The sequence below is a fragment of the Rugosimonospora acidiphila genome, from assembly GCF_039543385.1.
GTDB classification, from domain to species: Bacteria; Actinomycetota; Actinomycetes; order Mycobacteriales; family Micromonosporaceae; genus Rugosimonospora; species Rugosimonospora acidiphila.
In genome coordinates this window covers 21040-41183 of record NZ_BAABJQ010000049.1, presented here as the reverse complement: position 1 = coordinate 41183, position 20144 = coordinate 21040, and the positions used below count along the sequence as shown (strand labels likewise).

Sequence of the window (20144 nt, the reverse complement as noted above, 5' to 3'; positions counted from 1 at the left end):
CATCCGGGCGCATTGGAGAACTCACATGTCTTTGAAACGTGGACGGATTCTCGGTGGCGTCGCCGCGTTGGCGGCGCTGGTGGTGACCCTCGCCGCCTGCGGGTCGGGCGGGGACGACTCGGGCGCCAAGACCATCACCGTCGGCACCTCGGGCGCCACCGGCGTGTACCTTCCGCTGTACGTGGGCGTGCAGACCGGCATCTTCAAGAAGTACGGCCTGAACGTGAAGCTCCAGACGTTGACCCCGGCGGCGGTCACGGCGGCGGTGCTCTCCAACAACATCAACATCGGCTGGGACGGCCCGGGGCTGGTCTCCGGCATCATCACCAATCCCTCGGCGAAGGTGATTTTCACCGCCGGCCCGACGGTGTTCTACCTCTACGGCAAGAAGGGCCTGACGTCGATCAACGACCTCAAGGGCAAGTCGGTGGCGGTCACCACGCCGGGCGGCGCCATCGACGGAGCGGTCCGGGCGGCCATCACCAAGGCCGGCATGAAGCCGGGCGTCGACGTGAAGGTCGCCTACCTGCAGACCAACTCCGCCGCGCTGGCCGCCGTGCAGACCGGCTCCGTGGCCGCGGCCGGGGTGTCCCCGCCGACCAGCATCCAGGCCGACGAGAAGGGGATGGTGAACCTGGAGGACATCACCGCGCTGGCGCCGCCGTCGGTGCTCGCGGTCAACGACAAGTTCGCCAAGTCCAACGGCCCGACGGTCACCAAGTTCATCACCGCGTTCAAGGCGGCCGTGAAGGAGGCCGGCTCCAACGCCCAGGCATCCGGCCAGGCGCTGAAGACCTACGTGAAGCTGACCGCGCCGGCCGAGATCGACGGCACGTACCAGGCCTACAAGACGGTGTGGACGGTGGGCCCGTACCCGACGGACCAGATGGACGTGATGCTCCAGCAGTTCAGGACGGCCACCCCACCGGTCAAGGGAGTCGACACGGTCAAGATTTCGAGCCTCGTCGACAACGAGTACGTCAACGCCGCCGCGTAGGGAGCCGGGATGTCCGTGAAGGTAAGGCTCACGGCCGGCCTGGCCGGGCTGGCGACGCTGGCCATGTGCCTCGTCGCCTGCGGATCGGGCGGCTCGAAGGCCGCCGGCTCGGGTGCGGCCGGCTCGATGACGACCATCACCATCGGCACGTCCGGTGCCACCGGAGCGTACGGCCCGGTGTACGTGGGCGTGCAGTACAAGGTGTTCCAGAAGTACGGGCTGAACGTGACGGTGCAGACGCTGACCCCGAATTCGGTGACGGCGGCGGTGCTGTCGGGCAACATCGACATGGCGTTCGACGGGCCGAATCTCGTATCCGGAATTCTCAGCAATCCTTCGGCGAAGATATTCGCCACGACCGGCCCGACGGTGTTCTTCCTCTACGGCAAGAAGGGCACGTCGTCCATCGACGACCTGCGGGGCAAGACCGTCGCCGTGACGACGCCGGGCGGTTCGCTCGACACCGCGGTGCGCGGCGCCATCACCCGGGCCGGCATGCGGCCGGGCGTGGACGTGAAGATCGCGTACCTGCAGAACAACTCCGCGTCGCTGGCGGCCGTGATCGCCGGCTCCGTGGCGGCGGCCGGCGTGTCACCCCCGACCAGCGTCCAGGCGCAGCAGGCCGGGCTGGTGAACCTCGCCAACATCACGAGCCTGGCGCCGTCCGGCCTCACGGCCATCAACACCAAGTTCGCGGCCACGCACCGGGCGGCCGTCACCAAGTTCATCACGGCGTTCCAGGCGGCCACCAAGCTGGCGATCTCCAGCCGGGTCGACAGCGACGCGGTGCTCAAGACGTACGTGAAGATAACCGACCAGGCCCAGCTCGACGGCACCTGGGAGGGGTACAAGGCGGCGTGGACGGTGGCGCCGTACCCACCCGACCAGATGACGGTGGTGCTCAAGCAGTTGGCATCGGCCAACCCGCCCGCCCGGGGCGCGGCCGCCGCCAAACCGTCCGATGTCATCGACAACCAGTACTTCTAGGGCCGCCGGCGGCGCGGGAGGAGTTCGCGGAATGAAAATCGACAGGGTGCGCGCCCGGCTGCTCGAGGCCACGCCCGAGGTGGGCGTGCGGTTCGGGATCGGCGCGTTCACCACGTACAGCATGGTGCTGGTCGAGATCGGGACCGACGACGGCCTGGTCGGGTACGGCGAGGCGATCGCCCGGCGCGGCGGCGGGATGACCGCGACGGCCGTCGAGTCGCTGCTCGCCGAGGTGCTGGTGGGCGAGGACCCGCGCAACGTCGAGGGCCTGTGGGTGCGCATGGTCGACCGGCTGCGCCGCTGGGGGCACAGCGGTGGCGTGGTCGTCGAGGCCATCAGCGGCGTCGACGTGGCCCTGTGGGACCTGGTCGGCAAGGCCTACGGCCTGCCCGTGTGGCGGCTGCTGGCCGGGGCCGGGCGCACCCGGGTGCCCTGCTACGCGTCCTCTGTGTATATCAACGACACCGAGACGATGGTGGCCGAGGCGCTGGAGCAGCAGGGGCTCGGCTTCACCCGGCTGAAGGTCAAGATCGGGCGGCCGGAGGACGACGGTGGCCAGCGCGCCGACCTGGCGGCGCTGCGGGCGATCCGCGAGGCGATGGGCGAGTCCATGACGCTGTACGTGGACGCCAACGGCGCCTACGACGCGGCCGGCGCGATCCGGATGGGCAGGGCGATGGAGGAGCTGGACATCCGCTGGTTCGAGGAGCCGGTGCCCCCCGACGACCTGTCCGGCTACGAGCGCCTGCACTCGATGACGTCGACCCCGCTGGCCCGGGGCGAGACCGACTTCGGCCTGTTCTCCATGCGGGAGGTTATCGACCGCAGGCTCATCGACGTCGTGCAGCCGGACCTCGGCCGGTGCGCGGGCATCACCGGTGCGCGGCAGGTGTGGACCCTGGCGTACGGCGCGAACCTGGCCTTCGCCCCGCACACCGGCTTCTCCGGCGGCCTGTCCCAGCTGGCCGCCCTGCACGTCGCGGCGGCGGCGCCGACCCTGCTGGCGCTGGAGTACATGTACATCGACAACCCGCTGCGGGAGATCTTCGTCGGTGGGTACCCGGTCGCGAAGGACGGGTGGGTGTCCCCGCCCGACGCGCCGGGGCTGGGACTCGATCTCGACCACGACAAAATCGACGCCTACACGGTCGGCTGAGGTGCCTCGTGACGGCCGGGCGCATGACCTCCCGTGGACGAGCCGTGTCCCATGGACAAGCGGTGTCCCGTGGATGGGTCATGCGCCCGGCCGGCGAGCTACTTGCCCTGGGCCAACTGGGTGATCGTGGCGAGCGACTTCTCCATGTGCTCGCGCATCAGCTGGCCCGCCTTGCGGCGCTGGCCCGACTCGATCGCGTCGAGGATGGCGTCGTGTTCGGAACGCGCCGCCTCGGCCGCGGGCGCGTTGCGCAGCACCACGATCCGGTACCGGTCGCTGATGTCCCACAGCGAGTCGAGGATGTCGATCAGCATGTCGTTGCCGCAGGCCTTGTAGACCGCGCTGTGGAACGCCCGGTTCTTCTGCAACCGGGCCAGCGGGTCGTCCTTCTGACGCGGCAGCTTCGCACACCGCCGCATCTCCTTGATCTGCTCCTCGGTGGCGTTCACGGCCGCCAGTTCGACCGCCATCGAGTCCAGCACGATCCGGACCGCGTACGTCTGTTCCAGGGTCTCGAACGACAGCGGTGCGACCTCGGTGCTGCGGTGCGCCCGGCTGACGATGAGCCGCTCGGACTCGAGCCGCCGCAGCGCCTCGCGTACGGGCGTGGTGGACAGCGACAGCATCGCCGCCAGGGCCTCCTGGTCGAGAACGTCGCCCGGAGCGAGTTCGCCGTCGAGAATCATCCGCCGTAGCGACAGGTACGCGTGATCGGTTTTGGTAGGGGCTGGCGCCGCTCCGACCGATCCGCCACTCGCCCAAACGCCAGTAGTCGTCATTTGTTCACCTAATCTCATGCAACGGCACCATGCCATCGGACTTTGACGGCTCGGCCACCGATTGCGCGGGCAATCCGAGCAGGGAAATGGTAGACCCACTCTGTTGCAACGCGAAGACGACCTGCGCTTCGCGCTCCATTCGCTCGGTGCCCAGCCGCAGAACTTCGTCAATCCGGTCGGCCGGAATTGCGACCACGCCGTCGCCGTCGCCGACGACGAGGTCACCGGCGGCGATGGTCACCCCACCGATCGAGATAGGGCCATTGATCGCTCCATCGCCGTCGGGCAGCTTGGTGGTGCCCCGGACGCACAGCCCGCGGGCGAACACCGGCACCCCGATCGCGGTGAGCCGATCGCTGTCCCGGACGCACCCGTCGACCACCACGCCGGCCAGCCCGCGCGACCTGGCACCCCAGGACAGCAGTTCGCCCCAGTATCCGGCCTCGTGGTGACCGCCGACCGAGGCCACCAGCACGTCTCCCGGGCCGGCCATCGCCAGGCCGCGATGCAGCCACAGGTTGTCGCCCGCGGGACCGGAGACGGTGACCGCCCGCCCGGCCAGGGTCAGGCCGGACGTGATCGGGCGGATGCCGGTGGGCAGCGCGCCGAGCCCGCCCGACGCCTCGTGGATCGTCGAGGCGCCCAGCAGCGCGGCCCGGTGCAACCGGCGCGCGTCCTCGGCTCGACCGCTGGCCGCGGCCGTGGTCATCGGCCCGCCCCCGCCCGGGGACGCCCGATCCCCTCGACGCGACCCTGGTGGGCTCCGCCGAGGTCCGACCACCCGCCGGCACGCGGCTGAGCTGGAATGAGTCCGTTCGGGGCGTCGAAGCGGGCGCGCACATCGACGTTGGCCAACGATCGATTATCGTGGTGAGCGCCTGCCTTCTCCGCTTCCATGGAGACCCCTTTCCAGCACTACAGCCTATACCACAAGGCGGCCGCACAGCCCGATCAGACCCTTGACGCGGCCCGGGCAATGCACCCTATACCTCATATCAACTGCGGCACGACCGGACGCGCGTCGTGGTGTTCATCCAACTCTCGTCCCGGCGATCCCCGATGATTGCTCAGCGGCAATGCCGTGGCCGGTCAGGGCACACCCAACCGCCTAGACGTGTACCCCGCGGTGGCACGCGCATCAACCCCAAAAAAATTGGGGGCGGGTGGGATCCGACAACGTGTAGGACAATGATGGCCGCGTGCGGCCGACCCGCCCGCGACGCGACCACCGGGTGCCGGCGGTGACGCGTGCCCGCGCCGAGGCGTGCGTCTGGTGACCGGGAACGCGATGGCGCCGCACGCCGGCACCGGGACAGCCCGTCGCGGTCGGCAGACAAGGTCCCTTGATCGCTGTTCGCGAGCGCCTATCTCCGATAGCCTATGGGGACATCGCGGCTTGGCGGCGTGACCGCCCTTGGCCGCGGCTACCGGAGCCGACGATGCCCGGGAGGATGCCCGTGAGAATTACCGACGTAGGCGCGACGGCCGTGGCGGTTCCGCTGTTGCACCCGGCCCGGATGTCCACCCGGCTGCTCGACCGCCGCGAGTACCTGCTGGTCGAGATCCGGACCGATGACGGCGACAGCGGGACCGGCTACGCGTACGCCGGCACCCGCGGCGGCCGCATCCTCCGGCACATGGTCGAGGACCTGCTCGTTCCGGTGCTCAAGGGGCGGGACCCGGGCGGCATCGCCGACCTCTGGCGGGACCTGTATCAGGAGTCCCTGCTGATGGGGCGTCGCGGCGGCATGCTGCGCGCCATCTCGGCCGTCGACATCGCCCTGTGGGATCTCGCCGGCAAGCGGCAGGGCCTGCCCCTGGCGAGGCTGCTCGGCGGCGCCGCCACGTCGGTGCCCGCCTACGCGTCCGGCGGGTACTACCGGCAACACCCCGACGGCTGGTCGGCCGCGGTGGCCGAGGAGATCACGCACAACCGGCGGACCGGCTTCCGGGACCACAAAATCAAGGTCGGCGGGTTGACCGTGGCCGAGGACGCGGACCGGGTCGCGGCGGCCTTCTCCGTGATGGCACCCGGCGAACGGCTCGCCCTGGACGCGAACAACGCCTACGGCACGGCGTACGAGGCCGCGGCGGCGATCCGCGCGTTCGAGGCGGCGGCCGGTGGGCGGGGGCTGTGGTGGGTCGAGGAGCCGCTGTCCGCCGACGACCTCGCCGGCCACGCCCGCCTGCGTGACATCTTGGACAGCCCGATCGCGACCGGCGAGCTGCACCAGACCCGGTGGGAATTCCGCGATCTGGTGGAGCGCCGGTCGGCGGACATCCTGCAGGTCGACGCCGGCGTGGTCGGCGGGATCAGCGAGTGGATGCTGGTGGCCGGCCTGGCCGCCGCGCACGGCCTGCGGCTCGCCCCGCACTGGCACGCCAACCTGCACGCGCACCTGGTCGCCGCGGTACCGGACGCCAGCTGCGTGGAGTATTTCCCGCTGGAGCGCGACATCTACAACTTCGAGCGCATGCTCACCGGCCACAGCCGGCTGGTGGTCCGGGACGGCGCCATCGCGATCCCGGACCGGCCCGGCATCGGCGTCGAACTCGACGCCGGCGCGGTGGCGGAGTTCAGCATCGACTGACGCAACGAACAGGAGGACTCGCACATGGATGACGTAGTCGCCGGACTGGCCCCGCTCGGCACCTCCACGATCTCGGACGCCCTGGACCGCCTCGGGCTGGTGGGGCAGCTGCCCAGGGTGTACCCCGTACTGCAAGGGATGCGCACCGCCGGACGGATCTTCACCATCGCGTACGAGCCGGTCGACGCCAAGGGCGGCACGGTCGGCGACTACATCGACGACGTACCCACTAAGGACGTGCTGGTCCTGGACAACGCGGCGCGCACCGACGTGACGGTGTGGGGCGACATCCTCACCTCGGTGGCGCACGCGCGCGGCATCCAGGGCACCGTGATCAACGGGGTGTGCCGGGACACCGACCGGATCCACGAGCTCGGGTACCCGGTGTTCAGCGTCGGCCGGTGGATGCGCACCGGTAAGGACCGGGTCCGCATGTCGGCGGTCAACGTTCCGCTCACCCTCGGGGACATCCGGGTCATGCCCGGCGACATCGCGGTGGGCGACGACGACGGCGTGCTGTTCGTGCCGGCGGATCGGGCGACCGAGGTGCTCGACGCGGCCCGGCAGATCGCCGCCGCCGAGGATCGCATCCGCGAGGCGGTGGCCGGTGGCGCCCGGCTGGACGACGCCCGCGGCAACGCGGGGTACCACCGGTTGCAGACCCTGCGGACCGGCTGAGGGCACCGGCACGGGTTGCCACGGGCTTGACGACGGCGTCATGCCGGGCCACGGTGGGATATCGATCGCGGACTCGAGGCGGTGTGATGAACCAGCACCCTCAGGTCAAACAGCAGGCGCCCGACGATCGGCGGGCCTCCGGCGACGTGTTACGCCTCGCCGACCGGCTGCGGGCGCGCATCGGCGCGGACAAGGTACTCACCGACCCCGCGCAGTTGCGCACCTACGAGTGCGACGGGCTGGCCGCGTACCGGGTGCGCCCGGGCGTGGTGGTGCTGGCGGCCGACCGGGACGACGTCGTCACGACCGTGCGGCTGTGCGCCGAGGCCGCGGTGCCGTTCGTGGCCCGGGGCTCGGGCACCGGGCTGTCCGGCGGGGCGATGCCGGTCGCGGACGGCGTGCTCATCGTGCTGTCCCGGCTGCGCCGGATCGTGTCGGTCGACCCGGACAACGCCCGCGTCGTGGTGGAGCCGGGCGTGATCAATCTCTGGGTCACCCGCGAGGCGGCGCCGCACGGCCAGGCGTACGCCCCCGACCCGTCCTCTCAGCAGGTCTGCAGCATCGGCGGCAACATCGCCGAGAACGCGGGCGGGGCGCACTGCCTGAAGTACGGCTTCACGGTCAACCACGTGATGGGCGCCGAGGTGGTGCTGCCCGACGGCGAGGTGGTGCACCTCGGCGGCACCGCGCCGGAGCACCCCGGCCTGGACCTGCTGGGGGCCTTCGTGGGCAGCGAGGGCACGCTCGGGGTGGCCACCCGGATCACGCTGCGCACGATCCAGGCGCCGGAGTCGGTGCAGACCATGCTCGTCGGCTTCCACACCGTGCACGACGCGGCCGGTACGGTCAGCGACATCATCGCCTCGGGCATCCTGCCGGCGGCCATCGAGATGATGGACGCGTTGGCCATCGAGGCCGCCGAGGCCGCCGTGCGGTGCGGGTACCCGCCGGGTGCGGTGGCCGTCCTGGTGATCGAGCTGGACGGGCCGCGGGTCGAGGTCGACGAACAGTTCCGCCAGGTGCGGGGGATCGCCGAGGCGAGGCACGCGTTCGAGACGCGCATCGCGCGCGACGACGCCGAGCGGGCGCTGATGTGGAAGGGGCGCAAGTCGGCGTTCGCCGCGGTGGGCCGGATCAGCCCGGCGTACTACGTGCAGGACGGGGTGATCCCGCGCACCCGATTGCCGGAAATCCTCGACGAGATCGGGCGCCTGGCCGACGAGGCGCAACTGCGGGTCGCCAACGTCTTCCACGCCGGCGACGGCAACCTGCACCCGCTCATCCTGTTCGACGACGCCGCCCCGGGCGCGATGGCGGACGCGGAGCGGCTCGGCTTCGCCATCCTCGACGCCTGCATCGACGCCGGTGGGTCCATCACCGGGGAGCATGGTGTGGGGTTCGAGAAGAAGTCCAAGATGGCCCGCCAGTTCACGGCCGAGGACCTGGACACCATGCAGCTCGTCCGGTGCGCGTTCGACCCGGGTGGGCTGGCCAATCCCGGCAAGCTGTTCCCGACGCCCCGGCTGTGCGGCGAGCGCCCGGGCGCCCGCACCGCCGAGGACGCTCCGGACCCGGCCTTCGGTGAGGTGTTCTGATGGGCGCTTCCCAAGGAACGGTTCGGGGCGGAGGCGAGCGCCCCGCACGCGGCGACGAGCCGGCGCCGGAGGCGGTCACCGTGGCGGGGGTCCGGCCGACCGAGGTGGTCCGGCCGTCGAGCGCGGGCGAGATCGCCGACATCCTGCGCACCACGACCGGCACGGTCGTCGCGGTGGGCGCCGGCACGAAGACCGGCTGGGCGCCACCGCCTGGCTCCTGCGATCTGCTGCTGCGGACCACCGGCCTGAACCGGATAGTGGAGCACGCGCCCGGCGATCTGGTGGTCGTCACCGAGGCCGGGGTGCCGCTCGCGGATCTGCGGCGAGCGTTGGCCGAGCACGGCCAGATGCTCGCGCTCGACCCGCCCGAGCCGGACGCGACGATCGGCGGCATCATCGGCGCCAACGCCTCCGGGCCGCGCCGGCTGCGCTACGGCACCGTGCGCGACCTGCTCATCGGCGTCACCGTCGTGCTCGCCGACGGCACCATCGCGCGGTCCGGTGGCAAGGTGGTCAAGAACGTGGCCGGCTACGACCTCGGCAAGCTGTACACCGGTGCGCACGGCGGCCTCGGCGTCGTGGTGTCGGCGACATGGCGGCTGCACCCGCTGCCGAAGGCTTCGGGAGCGGTCCGGGTGCCGGTGGGCGATGCCGCCGAGGCCGGCCGGCTCGCCGCGCTGATGGCCCGCTCGACGCTCACGCCCAGCGCGGTCGAGCTGCGCTTCGGCCCGTCCGGCGGCGAGTTCGTCGTGCTCTTCGAGAGCATCGAGGAGTCGGTCGAGGCCCAGTCCCGGGCCACCCTCGCGCTGCTCGGCGCCGGCACCCGCGAACCGGCCCCGCCGCCCTGGTTCGGCCGCCGGCCGGACGGCACCCTGGTGCTGCGGCTGGCCTTCGAGCCGTACGCCCTTCCCCGGGTGCTGGACGCGCTGCCGCCCGGCGCCTCGGGTACCGCGTCGGCCTGCACCGGGGTCGCGTACGCGGCCGTACCCGAGGACACCGACCTCGCCGCGCTGCGGGCCGCGATCCGGCCCTACGACGGATCAGCGGTCGTCCTCGCCGCGCCGGAGGGTGCTCGCGCCACGCTCGACCACTGGGGGCCGGTGCCCGACTCGTTCGGCCTGATGACCAGGGTCAAGGACCAGTTCGATCCGCGGCGACGGCTGTCGCCCGGCCGGCTGCTCGGAGGTCTGTGAGATGACCGCATCACCGATCGGAGCGACGCCGGCCGCGAACCCACCGGCCGCGAGCCAGCCGGCCGCGAACCAGTTGGGCGGGCGGCGCCCCGGCCCGGGCAGCCGCGGGGAGTGCTCGCCTTTGCCACAACCCGGCGCCGGCTACGCTTCCCAGGGCGGCCCGATCGCGGCCAGCGCCCCGGCCGCCACCGTCGGGCTGGGCCTGCCGCGCGTCCGGCCGGCGTCCGGCTCCGCCTTCGACGCGCACCATCCGCCGGACGCCGCGCTCATCAGTGACTGTGTCCACTGTGGATTCTGCCTGCCCAGCTGCCCGACCTACGTGCTGTGGGGCGAGGAAATGGACAGCCCGCGCGGTCGCATCGACATCATGAAGGGCGCACTCGCCGGCGACGCCTTCGACGAGAGCAGCGTGCGGCACCTCGACCAGTGCCTGGGCTGCATGTCCTGCGTGACCGCCTGCCCGTCCGGCGTGCGGTACGACCAGCTCATCGAGAGCACGCGGGCGCAGCTGGAGCGGCGGGTGCGGCGCTCGGCCACGCAACGGCTACTGCGCGGCCTGATCTACCGGCTGTTCCCGTACCCCCGCCGGCTGGGGCTGCTGCGCGGGCCGCTGCGCGCCTACCAAGCGAGTGGGCTGGGTCGCGCGCTGGCCCGCGGCGGGCTGCTCGCCCGGCTGCCCCAACCGTTGCAGGCCATGGAGTCGCTGGCGCCGAGGCTGGGTCGGGTGCCGCGGCTGCCCGCGCGCACGCCCGCCGTGGGGTCCAGGCGCCGCACGGTCGGGCTGCTCACCGGGTGCGTGCAGGGCACCTTCTTCCCCGACGTCAACGCCGCCACGGTCCGGGTGCTGGCGGCCGAGGGCTGCGAGGTGGTGGTGCCGTCCGGGCAGGGCTGCTGCGGCGCGCTGTCCGCGCACGCCGGCCGCGAACCCGAGGCGCTGCGGTTCGCCAGGTCGGTCATCGAGACCTTCGAGGCGGCGCGGGTCGACACCATCGTGGTCAACGCCGCTGGCTGCGGCTCCAACCTCAAGGAGTACGGCCACCAGTTGCGCGACGAACCGGGCTGGGCGGCGCGGGCCGAGGCCCTGGCGGCGAAGGTCAGGGACATCTCGGAGCTGCTCGACGAACTCGGGCCGGTGGCGCCCCGGCACCCGCTGCCGATGACCGTGGCGTACCAGGACGCCTGCCACCTGGGCCACGCCCAAGGCGTACGCGATCAGCCGCGCCGGCTGCTGCGCGGCATTCCCGGCGTCGAGTTGAGCGAGCTGGCCGAGCCGGAGATCTGCTGCGGCAGCGCCGGCACCTACAACCTGCTGCACCCCGGTCCGGCGCGGGAGTTGGGCGAGCGTAAGGCGGCGGCGGTGCTCGGGACCGGCGCGGACATCATGGTGACCGCCAACCCGGGGTGCTGGATGCAGGTGGCGACCACGCTGGCCCGCATGGGTCGGCGGATGCCGGTGGCACACACGGTGCAGGTGCTGGACGCCTCGATCCGGGGCGTCGGCGCGCCGGAGTTGCTCGCCCGGGCGCTCGACGGACCGGGTACGGTCGTGGCCGGCGCCCGCCCCGGAGCGGCGGGCGCGTAGCCGGTCAAACATCGATTGTCCACTATCTTTCAACGGTCTTTCGCGCTGGTCGATCCCGAGTAGCGTTCCGGGCAACCGCGTCCGGCAAGCCCTCCGAGGGAGGGCAGGCGTTCCGAGGGGAGAAGGCCGTGCCCACGAGACGACTGCTGCTGACCACCGGGGCCTCGGCCGCGGCGCTGGCGCTGACCGGAGCCTGCCACGGGTCGTCTCCGGCCGCGTCGCGCTCCACCGGGCCGCCCGTCAAGCGGCGGGTGCTGACCGTCTTCGGCGTCAACGCCCGCGAGGAGTACTGGCAGGTGCCCATCGCCCGGGGGTATTTCCGCGACGCCGGGTTCGACGTCACCGTGCTGCCCGGCCAACCCGCCGACTACAACGTCACCACCCTGGCAGCCGGCCAGGCCGACTACGCGGTGCTGGAGTATGCGAGCGCGCTGTTCCTGAGCGAGAAGTACCAGCGAGGCTTCCGGATCGTGGCGGCCGTCCACCAGAGCACCACCCTCGCGATGGTCAGCGTGGGCGACGCGGTCAGGCAGCCGGCCGACCTGATCGGCCGGACCGTGGCGACCGCGGCGGGTGCCGCCACGCAGACCCTGTTCCCGACCTACGCCCGGCTGGCCGGGATAGATCCGAAACGGGTGAAGATCACCAATGCGAACACCATACAGCTGCCGCTGATGCTGAAGTCCGGCCAGGTGTCGGCGATCGGTGAGTCCAGTTTGGACGCACTGAGCATGGTGGTGCCGGGCAAGCCGACGAACGTGCTGCCGTACAACAGGTACCTGAGCGACCTCTACGGGTCCGTCATCATCGCACCCACCGACCACGTCAACTCGCGGCCCGACGAGCTGCGCCGGTTCCTCGGGGCTCTGATGAAGGGCCTGCGCGACGCGGTCACGAACCCCGAGGCAGCCGGAGGGTTCATCCACTCCGCCGTGAACACCGACGCGGCCGACCTGTCGGCCCGGACCATGGCCGCGCTCAAGCCGTTCGTCTTCTCGGGCCGGCTGGACGAGGCGAAGGTGGCCCGGGGCATCGCGCTGCTGCGCGCCTCCGGCCTGATCAAGACCGACCCGAGCCCCACGGACGTCGCGCGCTTCGACCTCGTACCGGGGGAGTGACGCCGGTGCGTGGATCCGGCGCTCAGGGGGCCGCCGCGCCGAGCAGTTCGCGGACCCGGGGCGCCACCTCGGTGCCGAAGAGCCGGAGGTTGTCCAGGACGGCGGCGTGCGGCATGGGGCCCATGCCGTACTTCAGGTCGAAGCGGTTGGCGTCCAGGGCGGTCATGGTCCTGGCGATCCGCCGGGCGACCGTGTCCGGGGAGCCGACGTACAGCGAGCCGTACTCGAGTTCGTGCGCGAAGTACTCGCGGGTGATGGGCGGGAAGCCGCGCTCCCGGCGGGCGTCGAGCATGAACGTCTCGTAGGTGGGCCAGTACTCCTCCTGGGCCTGCTCGTCGGTCGCCGCGACGTGCCCGGGGGAGTGCACCCCGATCGGCAGCGGATCGAAGCCGGCCTGCCTGGTGGCTTCCCGGTAGAGCTGGGAGAGCCGGGCGAAGCGCACCGGGTTGCCCCCGATGATCGCGAGCATCAGGGAGAACCCGTACCGCGCGGCGCGTACCACCGAGGCCGGGTTGCCGCCGACGCCGATCCAGGTGGGCAGCGATCCCGAGGCGGTGTGCGGGTAGACCGGCAGCCCGTTCAGGGACGCTCGGGTGGTTCCCGACCAGGTGACCGTTTTTTCCGCGCGTACCCGGGCGAACAGTTCGACCTTCTCCTCGAACAGCCGGTCGTAGTCGGCGAGGTCGAACCCGAACAGCGGGAAGGATTCCTTGCTGGAGCCGCGGCCGAGAATCACCTCGGCCCGCCCGGAGGACAGGGCGTCCAGCGTCGCGTACCGCTGGAACACCCGCACCGGGTCGTCCGAGCTGAGCACCGTCACCGCCGATCCGAGGTGGATCCGCGAGGTGCGGGCGGCGACCGCCGCGAGCACCAGGTCCGGCGCGGACAGCGGCATCTCCTCGATGTGGTGCTCGCCCAGGCCGAAGAAGTCGAGCCCGGACTGCTCGGCGAGCACGCCCTCGGCCACCAGCTCGCGGATGGTCTCCGGCTGGGGCAACGGTGCGCCGTCACCGCCGGTGGTCACGTCCCCGAAGCTGTCGACCCCGATCACGACCGGGCGTCCGGTAAGGCTGGTCGCCATCACACTCTCCCCAAGCCAGCTGACTGACATGCCAGGTGATTGACGCGCCAGGTGATTCGCCTGCCATGTGATTGACGCGTCATTATTGACGCGTCAATGATATGGGTGGCTATGATTGACGCGTCAATGAAATGAGGTGTGGGTCATGTCTGGTGGCGAACGGCCCGGCGGCGCGGTGGCGCGCCGCCGGATGACCTCGGCCGAACTGAGCATCTGGCGATCCTTGGTGGATACCACCACCGAGCTGCGCCGGCTGCTGGGCGCGCAGCTGTCCCAGGACTCGAACCTCTCCCCGGCCGACTACCAGGTGCTGCTCGCGCTGAGCGAGGCGGAGGGCCGCCGGATGCGCTCCTCCGTGCTGGCGGCGACCATCGACTGGGAACGCAGCCGGCTGTCGCACCACCTCGCCCGGATGGAACGGCGCGGCCTGATCCGCCGCGACGACTGCGCGACCGACAACCGCGGCGCCGAGGTCTTCCTGACCGACGAGGGCACGGACGCCTTCCGGGGCGCGACCCTGCCACACACGAGGGCCATCAAGCGACACTTCGCCGACGCCCTTACCTCAGAACAGTTCGACGCGCTCGACGGCATTCTGCGGTCGCTGCGCGACCACCTCCACCCCGAGCAGGTGGAGGCGCCGAAGCGGGAGGGGCGCCGATGAATGGCGGACGGGCGCTGCCGCGCATCGCCGTGCTGGGTGCCGGACACACCGGCCCGGTGATCGCGCGGGTCGCCATGGATGCCGGATACCAGGTGTCCATCGCGGCCTCCGGCGATCCGGAGCGCATCGCGCTCATCACCCAGGTGCTGGCGCCCGGTGCCGAGCCCCGGTGGGCGGCCGACGCGGCCCGCGAGGCCGACATCGTGGTGCTGGCGATCCCGCTGCACAGGTTCGGCGAGTTCGACCCCGTTCCGGTGGCCGGCAAGCTCGTCGTCGACACGATGAACTACTGGCCGCCCATCGACGGGGTCCAGGAGCTGTTCGAGGAGCCCGGGCGCGGCAGCAGCGAGATAGTGGCGCACCGGCTCGCCGGCTCCACCGTCGTGAAGACCCTCAACCACATCGGCTACCACGAGCTGGAGGAGGAGCGCCGTCCCGGGGGCGCACCGGACCGCCGGGCGCTCGGGGTGGCCGGCGACGACCCGGGGGCCGTCGCGCCCGTGGCGGAGTTCATTGACCGCCTCGGGTACGACGCCGTCCGGCTGGGCACGCTGGCCGCCGGCCGCCTCCTCGAACCCGGTGGCCCGGTCTTCGGCGTCCCGTTGCGTCGGGCCGAGTTCGAGCGGGCTCTCCGCGGCGCGCCCTCACCCTCACCGAACAGATAGGCAGGACCGATATGACCACCCCAGCGACACCCAGCACCCCGGCCGGCACCGGCGGGCCTGCGACCTTCCCCCTCGTACTGGGTCTGGACACCTTCGGCGACGTGACCCACGACGATCAGGACCGCCCGCTGTCCCACGCCCAGACGATCCGCGACCTCGTCGAGGAGGGTGTGCTGGCCGACCAGGTCGGGCTCGACTTCTTCGGCATCGGTGAGCACCACACCGGCGACTTCCCGCTGTCGGCCGGCGACGTGGTCCTCGCCGCGATCGCCGCGCGGACGACCCGCATCCACCTCGGCTCGGCGGTCACCGTGCTGAGCTCGGACGACCCGGTGCGGGTGTTCCAGCGGTACTCCACGCTGCACGCCGTCTCCGGCGGCCGGGCGGAGGTCATCCTGGGACGCGGCTCCAGCATCGACTCCTTCCCGCTGTTCGGTTACGACCTTGCCGACTACGAGGAGCTGTTCGAGGAGAAGGTCCAGCTCTTCGCCGAACTTCTCAAGGGGGGCCCGGTCAGCTGGCACGGCAACACCCGAGCGTCACTGCGCGACCAGGATGTCGTGCCGCACACCGAATCCGGGCCCTTCCCGGCCTGGATCGGGGTGGGCGGCAGCCCCCAGTCGGTCGTGCGCGCCGCCCGGTACGGGTACTCGCTGATGCTCGCGATCATCGGCGGCTCCCCGGCGCGCTTCGCGCCCTTCTCCGAGCTGTTCCGCGAGGCGCTGCGGCGGCTCGGCCGCCCCGCCCTGCCGATCGGGGTGCACTCGCCCGGGCACGTGGCGGCGACCGACGAGCAGGCGCGCGAGGAGTTCTGGCCGCGCTACCTGGAGGTCATGCGCCGGGCCAGCAAGACCCGGGGATTCGCCGTGCCGACCAAGGAGTCCTTCCTGAACGAGCTCGGGCCGCACGGCGCGCTCTACGTTGGGTCGCCGGAGACCGTCGCACAGAAGATCGCGGCCAACCTCAACGTGCTCGGCGCCACCCGGTTCGACCTCAAGTACGCCATGGGCGGGCTGTCCCACCGGGCGCTGATGGAGAACATCGAGCTGTACGGCACGAAGGTCGCCCCGCGCGTGCGCGAACTGCTGGCCTGAGGCCGAGTAAAGGCGGACCGCCGGGGCCCGTGGTGTGGGCGGGCCCCGGCGGTCGACGCGCGCGTCGCTCAGCTCACGTTGAGGGCGGTGTCGTCGATGACGAACGAGGTCTGCTTGGTGTAGTCCTCGCTGCCGGTGAACCGCAGCGTGACGGCCTGCCCGGCGTACGCGGACAGGTCGAACACGCGCTGGGCGTACCCGGTGTTGTGGTTGGCGTTGGAGTAGGTGGCCAGCGTGCCGAGCACCGTACCGGAGCCGTTCAGGACCTGCACGGTCAACGTGTCGTACGCGGTGGTCGTGGTCTCGGCCGTGTCGATGTGCAGCCAGAAACCGAGCTGGTAGCTGGCACAGCCTGCCGGCAGCGTGACGGTCTGGGACAGGGTGTTGGTAGTGGTGGTGCCGTACCCGTCGAGCCAGCCGTACCAGGAACCGGCGTGCGGCGCCTCGTTGCTCCGGTTGCTGATGACCCCGCTGCTGGCGGTCCACGGCGACGCCGTGCCGGTCTCGAAGCCGGGGTTGCCGAGCAGCTGAGCCGAGGAGCAACCACCGCCGCCACCGCCACCACCCGTCGAGGCGATGGTCCAGGTGAAGGTGGTGCTCGCGCTGGCGCTGCCGTCGGTGGCGGTGACGGTGACCGTGGCGGTGGTGGCGGTGGTCGGGGTACCGGAGATGAGGCCGGTGCTGGCGCCGATGGTCAGGCCCGCGGGCAGGCCGGTCGCGCGGTAGGTCAGGGTACGTCCGCTGGAGTCGCCGGCCTGGATCTGGAGGCTGGCGGCGCTGCCCACCCGGCCGGTCTGGTTGCCCGGGTTGCTGATCGTCACCGGGGTCTTGGCGAAGTCGGCGTTGAACGTCGCCTCGACGCCGTTGAGCACGGCGGAATCGTTGAGGATGATGCCCAGCTCCCGGTTGTGGTTGAGCGAGTTGTCGGAGAAGTTCTCCGAGCCGGCGAACACCTTCGCCGTGGCGGTGCCGTAATCGGCGACGATCGCCTTGGCGTGGACGTAGAAGCCGGTGCTCGACGAGTACGAGGTCACCGTGCCGCCGGCCGCGGTGACCTGGTTGAGCTGGGTGGTGTACGACGACGGGTCCTCGACCACCACGCGTACCCGCACCCCGCGCCGCGCGTCGGCGACTATCGCGTTGACCAGAGCGGTGTCGCTGAATTCGAGCTGCTCAACGTCGAGGGTGTGCTGCGCCCCGGTGATGACCGACAGCAGCCGGGTCTGCGAGTCGGTGGGCGACCACACCAGGTTGTCGCCGTCGGTCGGCGTGATCGACGTCTTCGCGTAGTCGGCGTTGAAGACCCGCTCGATGGCCGCGACGTCCGCGGCGTCCGGGTCGAAGACCGCGTAGTCGCGCGACGTGGAGTAGTAGGTCGAGTCGAGGTTGCCGGTCATGACGAGGGACCGGGTGCCGTCCACCGTGATGGTCTTCTGGTGGGTGTAGACGAACGCCGACGACGAGTACGTGACGCCGACCCCGCCGGCCCGCAGCGTGCTGTACGCGGAGGCGTTGACGGAGGTGTTTGCGGCGTCCAGGATCACCCGGACGGTCACGCCGGCCTTCTCCCGGCTCACCAGGTCGTTGACCGCCGTCGTGTCGCGCAGCTCGTACATCGTCATGTCGATGCTCCGGGTCGCCGAGTTGATGAAGCTGTACACGGCGCCCTGGCCCTGATCCGGGAAGATCAGCAGCGAGTAGGTTCCGGCGGCGTAGGCGGACGCGGGGGACAGGGCGGTGGCGGCGGCCGTGACGCCGGCGAGCAGGACGGTGCCGAGGCGGCGTACGAGGGTGCGGGACATGGGGCCTCCTGACTGAGAGGGTGCCGTGCGACCGAAGCATCGCGGAGCGGCGAGAAATCGGCGTACGCATAGATGATGTTGAAATTGCCAATTATTGAACGGCCGGTGGCGGGTCGTACCCTCGCCTCATGAACATCGTTTCTGCGACCCCCGCCCCCGATCTGGCGCCGGAGGGCACCCTGCGGGCCTCCATCAATCTGGGCAATCCCGTGCTGGCCCAGGGCACACCGCAGCGGCCAGCCGGCATCACGGTCGACCTCGCGCGGGAGATCGCCGCGCGGCTCGGCGTGCCGGTCGAGTTCGTCTGCTTCGACGCCGCCCGCAAGTCGTACGAGGCGATGGCGTCCGGTCGGGCCGACATCTGTTTCCTGGCCATCGAGCCCGCCCGGGAGGCCGAGGTCGCGTTCACCGCCCCGTACGTCGTGATTGAGGGCGTTTACGCCGTGCCGAGGGAGTCGGCCCTCACCACGGTCGCGGGCGTCGACGGCCCGGGCGTGCGGATCGGCGTGAAGCGCGGCTCCGCCTACGATCTGTTCCTGTCCCGCACCCTGGCCCACGCGAGCCTGGTGCGCAGCGAGGGGGACCCCGACGAGCTGCGGGCCCAGGGCCTGGAGGTGCTGGCCGGCATCAGACAGCCGATGACCGAGTACGTGGCGGCACACCCCGAACTCCGGCTGATCGACGGCCGGTTCATGCAGATCCGGCAGGCGGTGGGCACGACCAGGTCCCGGAGCCCGGAGACCGTCCGGTTTCTCGGCGACCTCATCGAGGAGCTGAAGGCCAACGGGTTCGTCGCCGAGGCCCTGCGGCGCTCGAACCAGACCAGCGTCGAGGTCGCCCCGCCCCGGGCGTGAGCGTCTCCGGACCGCCCTAACCACGACGCTCGTCACTGTCAAGCGATGCTGTGAGTGCTGTGTGTCACATTGATACGTCGAACTGTATCAGCATGTTGTCCGTGCCTCCGTCTGTGACCCGCCGGCGGCGATGGCCGCCGGCCGTCGGAAGAAGGAGTGGCTCATGCAACGGCTCGAACGCCTACGAGGACCCGTGGCCTCACTGTTCCGGATCGTCGTCGGCCTGCTGTTCGTCTGTCACGGCGCCGCGTCGCTGTTCGGTGTGTTCGGCGGTGCGGTGGACACCCACCGGGCGATCCCGGTCGGCACCTGGCCCGACTGGTGGGCAGCACTGATCCAACTGGTCGCCGGTCTGCTGGTGTTCGTCGGCCTGGGTACCCGGCCGGCCGCGGTACTGGCCTCGGGCTCGATGGCATTCGCGTACTTCACGGTGCACCAGGAGCGCGCGCTGTTCCCGATCCAGAACGGCGGGGAACCCGCCGTGCTGTTCTGCTGGTCGTTCCTGCTGATCGCGCTCAGCGGCCCGGGGCCGTGGTCGCTGGACGCGCTCGCTGGCAACTGGCCGCGGCTGTCCCGGCTGCTGAACCCGGTCGTCGGCGGCGACCTGGAGCGCGACCTCGACGCAGGCTGACCCGGGCCGCCCGACAACGGCGTCGGGCGAACCCTTCCCTCGGTCAGGAAGGCAGCCCGACCAGCCCCCAGCCGCGACTGTCGGCCTCGCCGACCACCTCGCCCCAGCAGTTGAGCACGTCGGCGAACTCGTCGAAATCTCTGATCCATTGCTCGGTCGGGCGCACGGCGTGCGCGTCGAACGGCTCCCGAAGCTCCCCGATCCGTGGCTGCGCCTCGACCCAGGACTTGACCAGTACGGGCATGTCGTCGGGCGGGTAGGACAGCAGCACCCCGCGGCCCCTGCCGACCTTCTCCGCGAACAGCCCGCCGCGCACGTGGGTGGCCTCGTCGTCGGGGTTCGGCCCGTACCAGAACAGCCCCGACAGGAACCGGTCCAGCGTCGCGCGCAGGTCGGCGTCGGCGGCGTCACGCATCTTCTCCCACGCCTGGCCGGTGCGGAAGTGCGCCTTGTACGAGCCGGACGTGCCGCGGAACACGTACCGCGCGAGCCAGGGCGCGTCCGTCCCCGACTGCCACACCCACCCGCACTCGGGATCCGGCACGTCCCATCCCTCGTCCGGAAACGCGGCGTCCATCAGCAGGTCCAGGCGCTGGTCGGGTGCGGCCTCTCCGAGGTGCGCCCAGTCGGCGATAAGAACCGTGATGTCCATCCCCATGCCACTAAAGATTAGGTGC

At 71.1% G+C, this 20144-nt stretch carries 19 protein-coding genes; 14 read left to right on the top strand and 5 right to left on the bottom strand.

The features are described from left to right. The first annotated feature begins 25 nt into the window (after positions 1 to 25). The 3 genes from ABEA87_RS40405 to ABEA87_RS40395 are packed head-to-tail and all read left to right on the top strand — an operon-like array spanning position 26 to position 3140. Entirely contained in the window at positions 26 to 997 is a 972-nt protein-coding gene (locus ABEA87_RS40405) for an ABC transporter substrate-binding protein (protein WP_345639002.1), read from the top strand. A gap of 9 nt (positions 998 to 1006) precedes the next feature. After that, positions 1007 to 1984: an ABC transporter substrate-binding protein gene (locus tag ABEA87_RS40400; protein WP_345639000.1), complete on the top strand. Its 978-nt coding sequence runs from the start codon at positions 1007 to 1009 to the stop codon at positions 1982 to 1984. 31 nt (positions 1985 to 2015) lie between these two features. After that, on the top strand, positions 2016 to 3140 hold the full coding sequence (locus tag ABEA87_RS40395; RefSeq protein WP_345638998.1) for a mandelate racemase/muconate lactonizing enzyme family protein: 1125 nt from the start codon (positions 2016 to 2018) through the stop codon (positions 3138 to 3140). Positions 3141 to 3238: 98 nt separating this feature from the next. On the opposite strand, the gene ABEA87_RS40390 is transcribed toward ABEA87_RS40395, so the two are convergent. After that, positions 3239 to 3919, bottom strand: a complete 681-nt coding sequence (locus tag ABEA87_RS40390; RefSeq protein ID WP_345638997.1) for a GntR family transcriptional regulator — start codon at positions 3917 to 3919, stop codon at positions 3239 to 3241. Between the two features lie 4 nt (positions 3920 to 3923). Continuing rightward, on the bottom strand, positions 3924 to 4628 hold the full coding sequence (locus ABEA87_RS40385; protein ID WP_345638994.1) for an RraA family protein: 705 nt from the start codon (positions 4626 to 4628) through the stop codon (positions 3924 to 3926). Between the two features lie 748 nt (positions 4629 to 5376). On the opposite strand from ABEA87_RS40385, the gene ABEA87_RS40380 reads away from it, so the two are divergent. The 6 genes from ABEA87_RS40380 (at position 5377) to ABEA87_RS40355 (ending at position 12676) form a co-directional block, all read left to right on the top strand. Then, positions 5377 to 6510 carry a mandelate racemase/muconate lactonizing enzyme family protein gene (locus ABEA87_RS40380; RefSeq protein ID WP_345638993.1) on the top strand — a complete coding sequence of 378 codons (1134 nt, stop codon included), beginning with the start codon at positions 5377 to 5379 and terminating at the stop codon, positions 6508 to 6510. A 24-nt stretch (positions 6511 to 6534) separates the two neighbouring features. Then, a complete protein-coding gene (locus tag ABEA87_RS40375; RefSeq protein ID WP_345638990.1) occupies positions 6535 to 7188 on the top strand; it encodes an RraA family protein in 654 nt (217 codons plus the stop codon). Between the two features lie 86 nt (positions 7189 to 7274). After that, positions 7275 to 8783 (top strand): FAD-linked oxidase C-terminal domain-containing protein, encoded by a 1509-nt coding sequence (locus ABEA87_RS40370; RefSeq protein WP_345638988.1) that lies wholly within the window; start codon positions 7275 to 7277, stop codon positions 8781 to 8783. Further along, positions 8783 to 9976 carry an FAD-binding oxidoreductase gene (locus tag ABEA87_RS40365; RefSeq protein WP_345638985.1) on the top strand — a complete coding sequence of 398 codons (1194 nt, stop codon included), beginning with the start codon at positions 8783 to 8785 and terminating at the stop codon, positions 9974 to 9976. The genes ABEA87_RS40370 and ABEA87_RS40365 overlap by 1 nt, the downstream gene beginning before the upstream one ends. Position 9977: 1 nt before the next feature. Next, positions 9978 to 11558 (top strand): (Fe-S)-binding protein, encoded by a 1581-nt coding sequence (locus ABEA87_RS40360; protein WP_345638983.1) that lies wholly within the window; start codon positions 9978 to 9980, stop codon positions 11556 to 11558. 128 nt (positions 11559 to 11686) lie between these two features. Next, entirely contained in the window at positions 11687 to 12676 is a 990-nt protein-coding gene (locus ABEA87_RS40355) for an ABC transporter substrate-binding protein (protein WP_345638981.1), read from the top strand. Positions 12677 to 12698: 22 nt separating this feature from the next. On the opposite strand, the gene ABEA87_RS40350 is transcribed toward ABEA87_RS40355, so the two are convergent. Then, positions 12699 to 13757 (bottom strand): LLM class flavin-dependent oxidoreductase, encoded by a 1059-nt coding sequence (locus ABEA87_RS40350; protein WP_345638979.1) that lies wholly within the window; start codon positions 13755 to 13757, stop codon positions 12699 to 12701. A 145-nt stretch (positions 13758 to 13902) separates the two neighbouring features. Here ABEA87_RS40350 and ABEA87_RS40345 point away from each other — a divergent pair, with 145 nt between their 5' ends. Genes ABEA87_RS40345 through ABEA87_RS40335 form a run of 3 tightly spaced genes read left to right on the top strand, consistent with a single transcriptional unit; the run spans position 13903 to position 16180 of the window. Beyond that, complete coding sequence (locus ABEA87_RS40345) at positions 13903 to 14421, top strand: MarR family winged helix-turn-helix transcriptional regulator (protein ID WP_345638977.1); 519 nt, start codon at positions 13903 to 13905, stop codon at positions 14419 to 14421. After that, positions 14418 to 15086: an NADPH-dependent F420 reductase gene (locus ABEA87_RS40340; RefSeq protein ID WP_345638975.1), complete on the top strand. Its 669-nt coding sequence runs from the start codon at positions 14418 to 14420 to the stop codon at positions 15084 to 15086. The genes ABEA87_RS40345 and ABEA87_RS40340 overlap by 4 nt, the downstream gene beginning before the upstream one ends. Before the next feature lie 11 nt (positions 15087 to 15097). Next, the gene (locus ABEA87_RS40335) at positions 15098 to 16180 is read left to right on the top strand and encodes an LLM class flavin-dependent oxidoreductase (protein ID WP_345638973.1); all 1083 of its coding nucleotides are present in this window, start codon (positions 15098 to 15100) and stop codon (positions 16178 to 16180) included. Between the two features lie 68 nt (positions 16181 to 16248). Here ABEA87_RS40335 and ABEA87_RS40330 read toward each other — a convergent pair whose 3' ends face one another. After that, positions 16249 to 17982 carry a phospholipase D-like domain-containing protein gene (locus tag ABEA87_RS40330; RefSeq protein ID WP_345638971.1) on the bottom strand — a complete coding sequence of 578 codons (1734 nt, stop codon included), beginning with the start codon at positions 17980 to 17982 and terminating at the stop codon, positions 16249 to 16251. Positions 17983 to 18110: 128 nt separating this feature from the next. Between ABEA87_RS40330 and ABEA87_RS40325 the strand changes: the two genes are divergently transcribed. Beyond that, a complete protein-coding gene (locus ABEA87_RS40325; RefSeq protein ID WP_345638970.1) occupies positions 18111 to 18836 on the top strand; it encodes a transporter substrate-binding domain-containing protein in 726 nt (241 codons plus the stop codon). Positions 18837 to 18999: 163 nt separating this feature from the next. Continuing rightward, entirely contained in the window at positions 19000 to 19467 is a 468-nt protein-coding gene (locus ABEA87_RS40320) for a DoxX family protein (RefSeq protein ID WP_345638968.1), read from the top strand. A gap of 43 nt (positions 19468 to 19510) precedes the next feature. Here the strand turns inward: ABEA87_RS40320 and ABEA87_RS40315 are convergent, their stop codons facing one another. After that, positions 19511 to 20125 (bottom strand): hypothetical protein, encoded by a 615-nt coding sequence (locus ABEA87_RS40315; RefSeq protein WP_345638967.1) that lies wholly within the window; start codon positions 20123 to 20125, stop codon positions 19511 to 19513. Between the last annotated feature and the right edge of the window lie 19 nt (positions 20126 to 20144).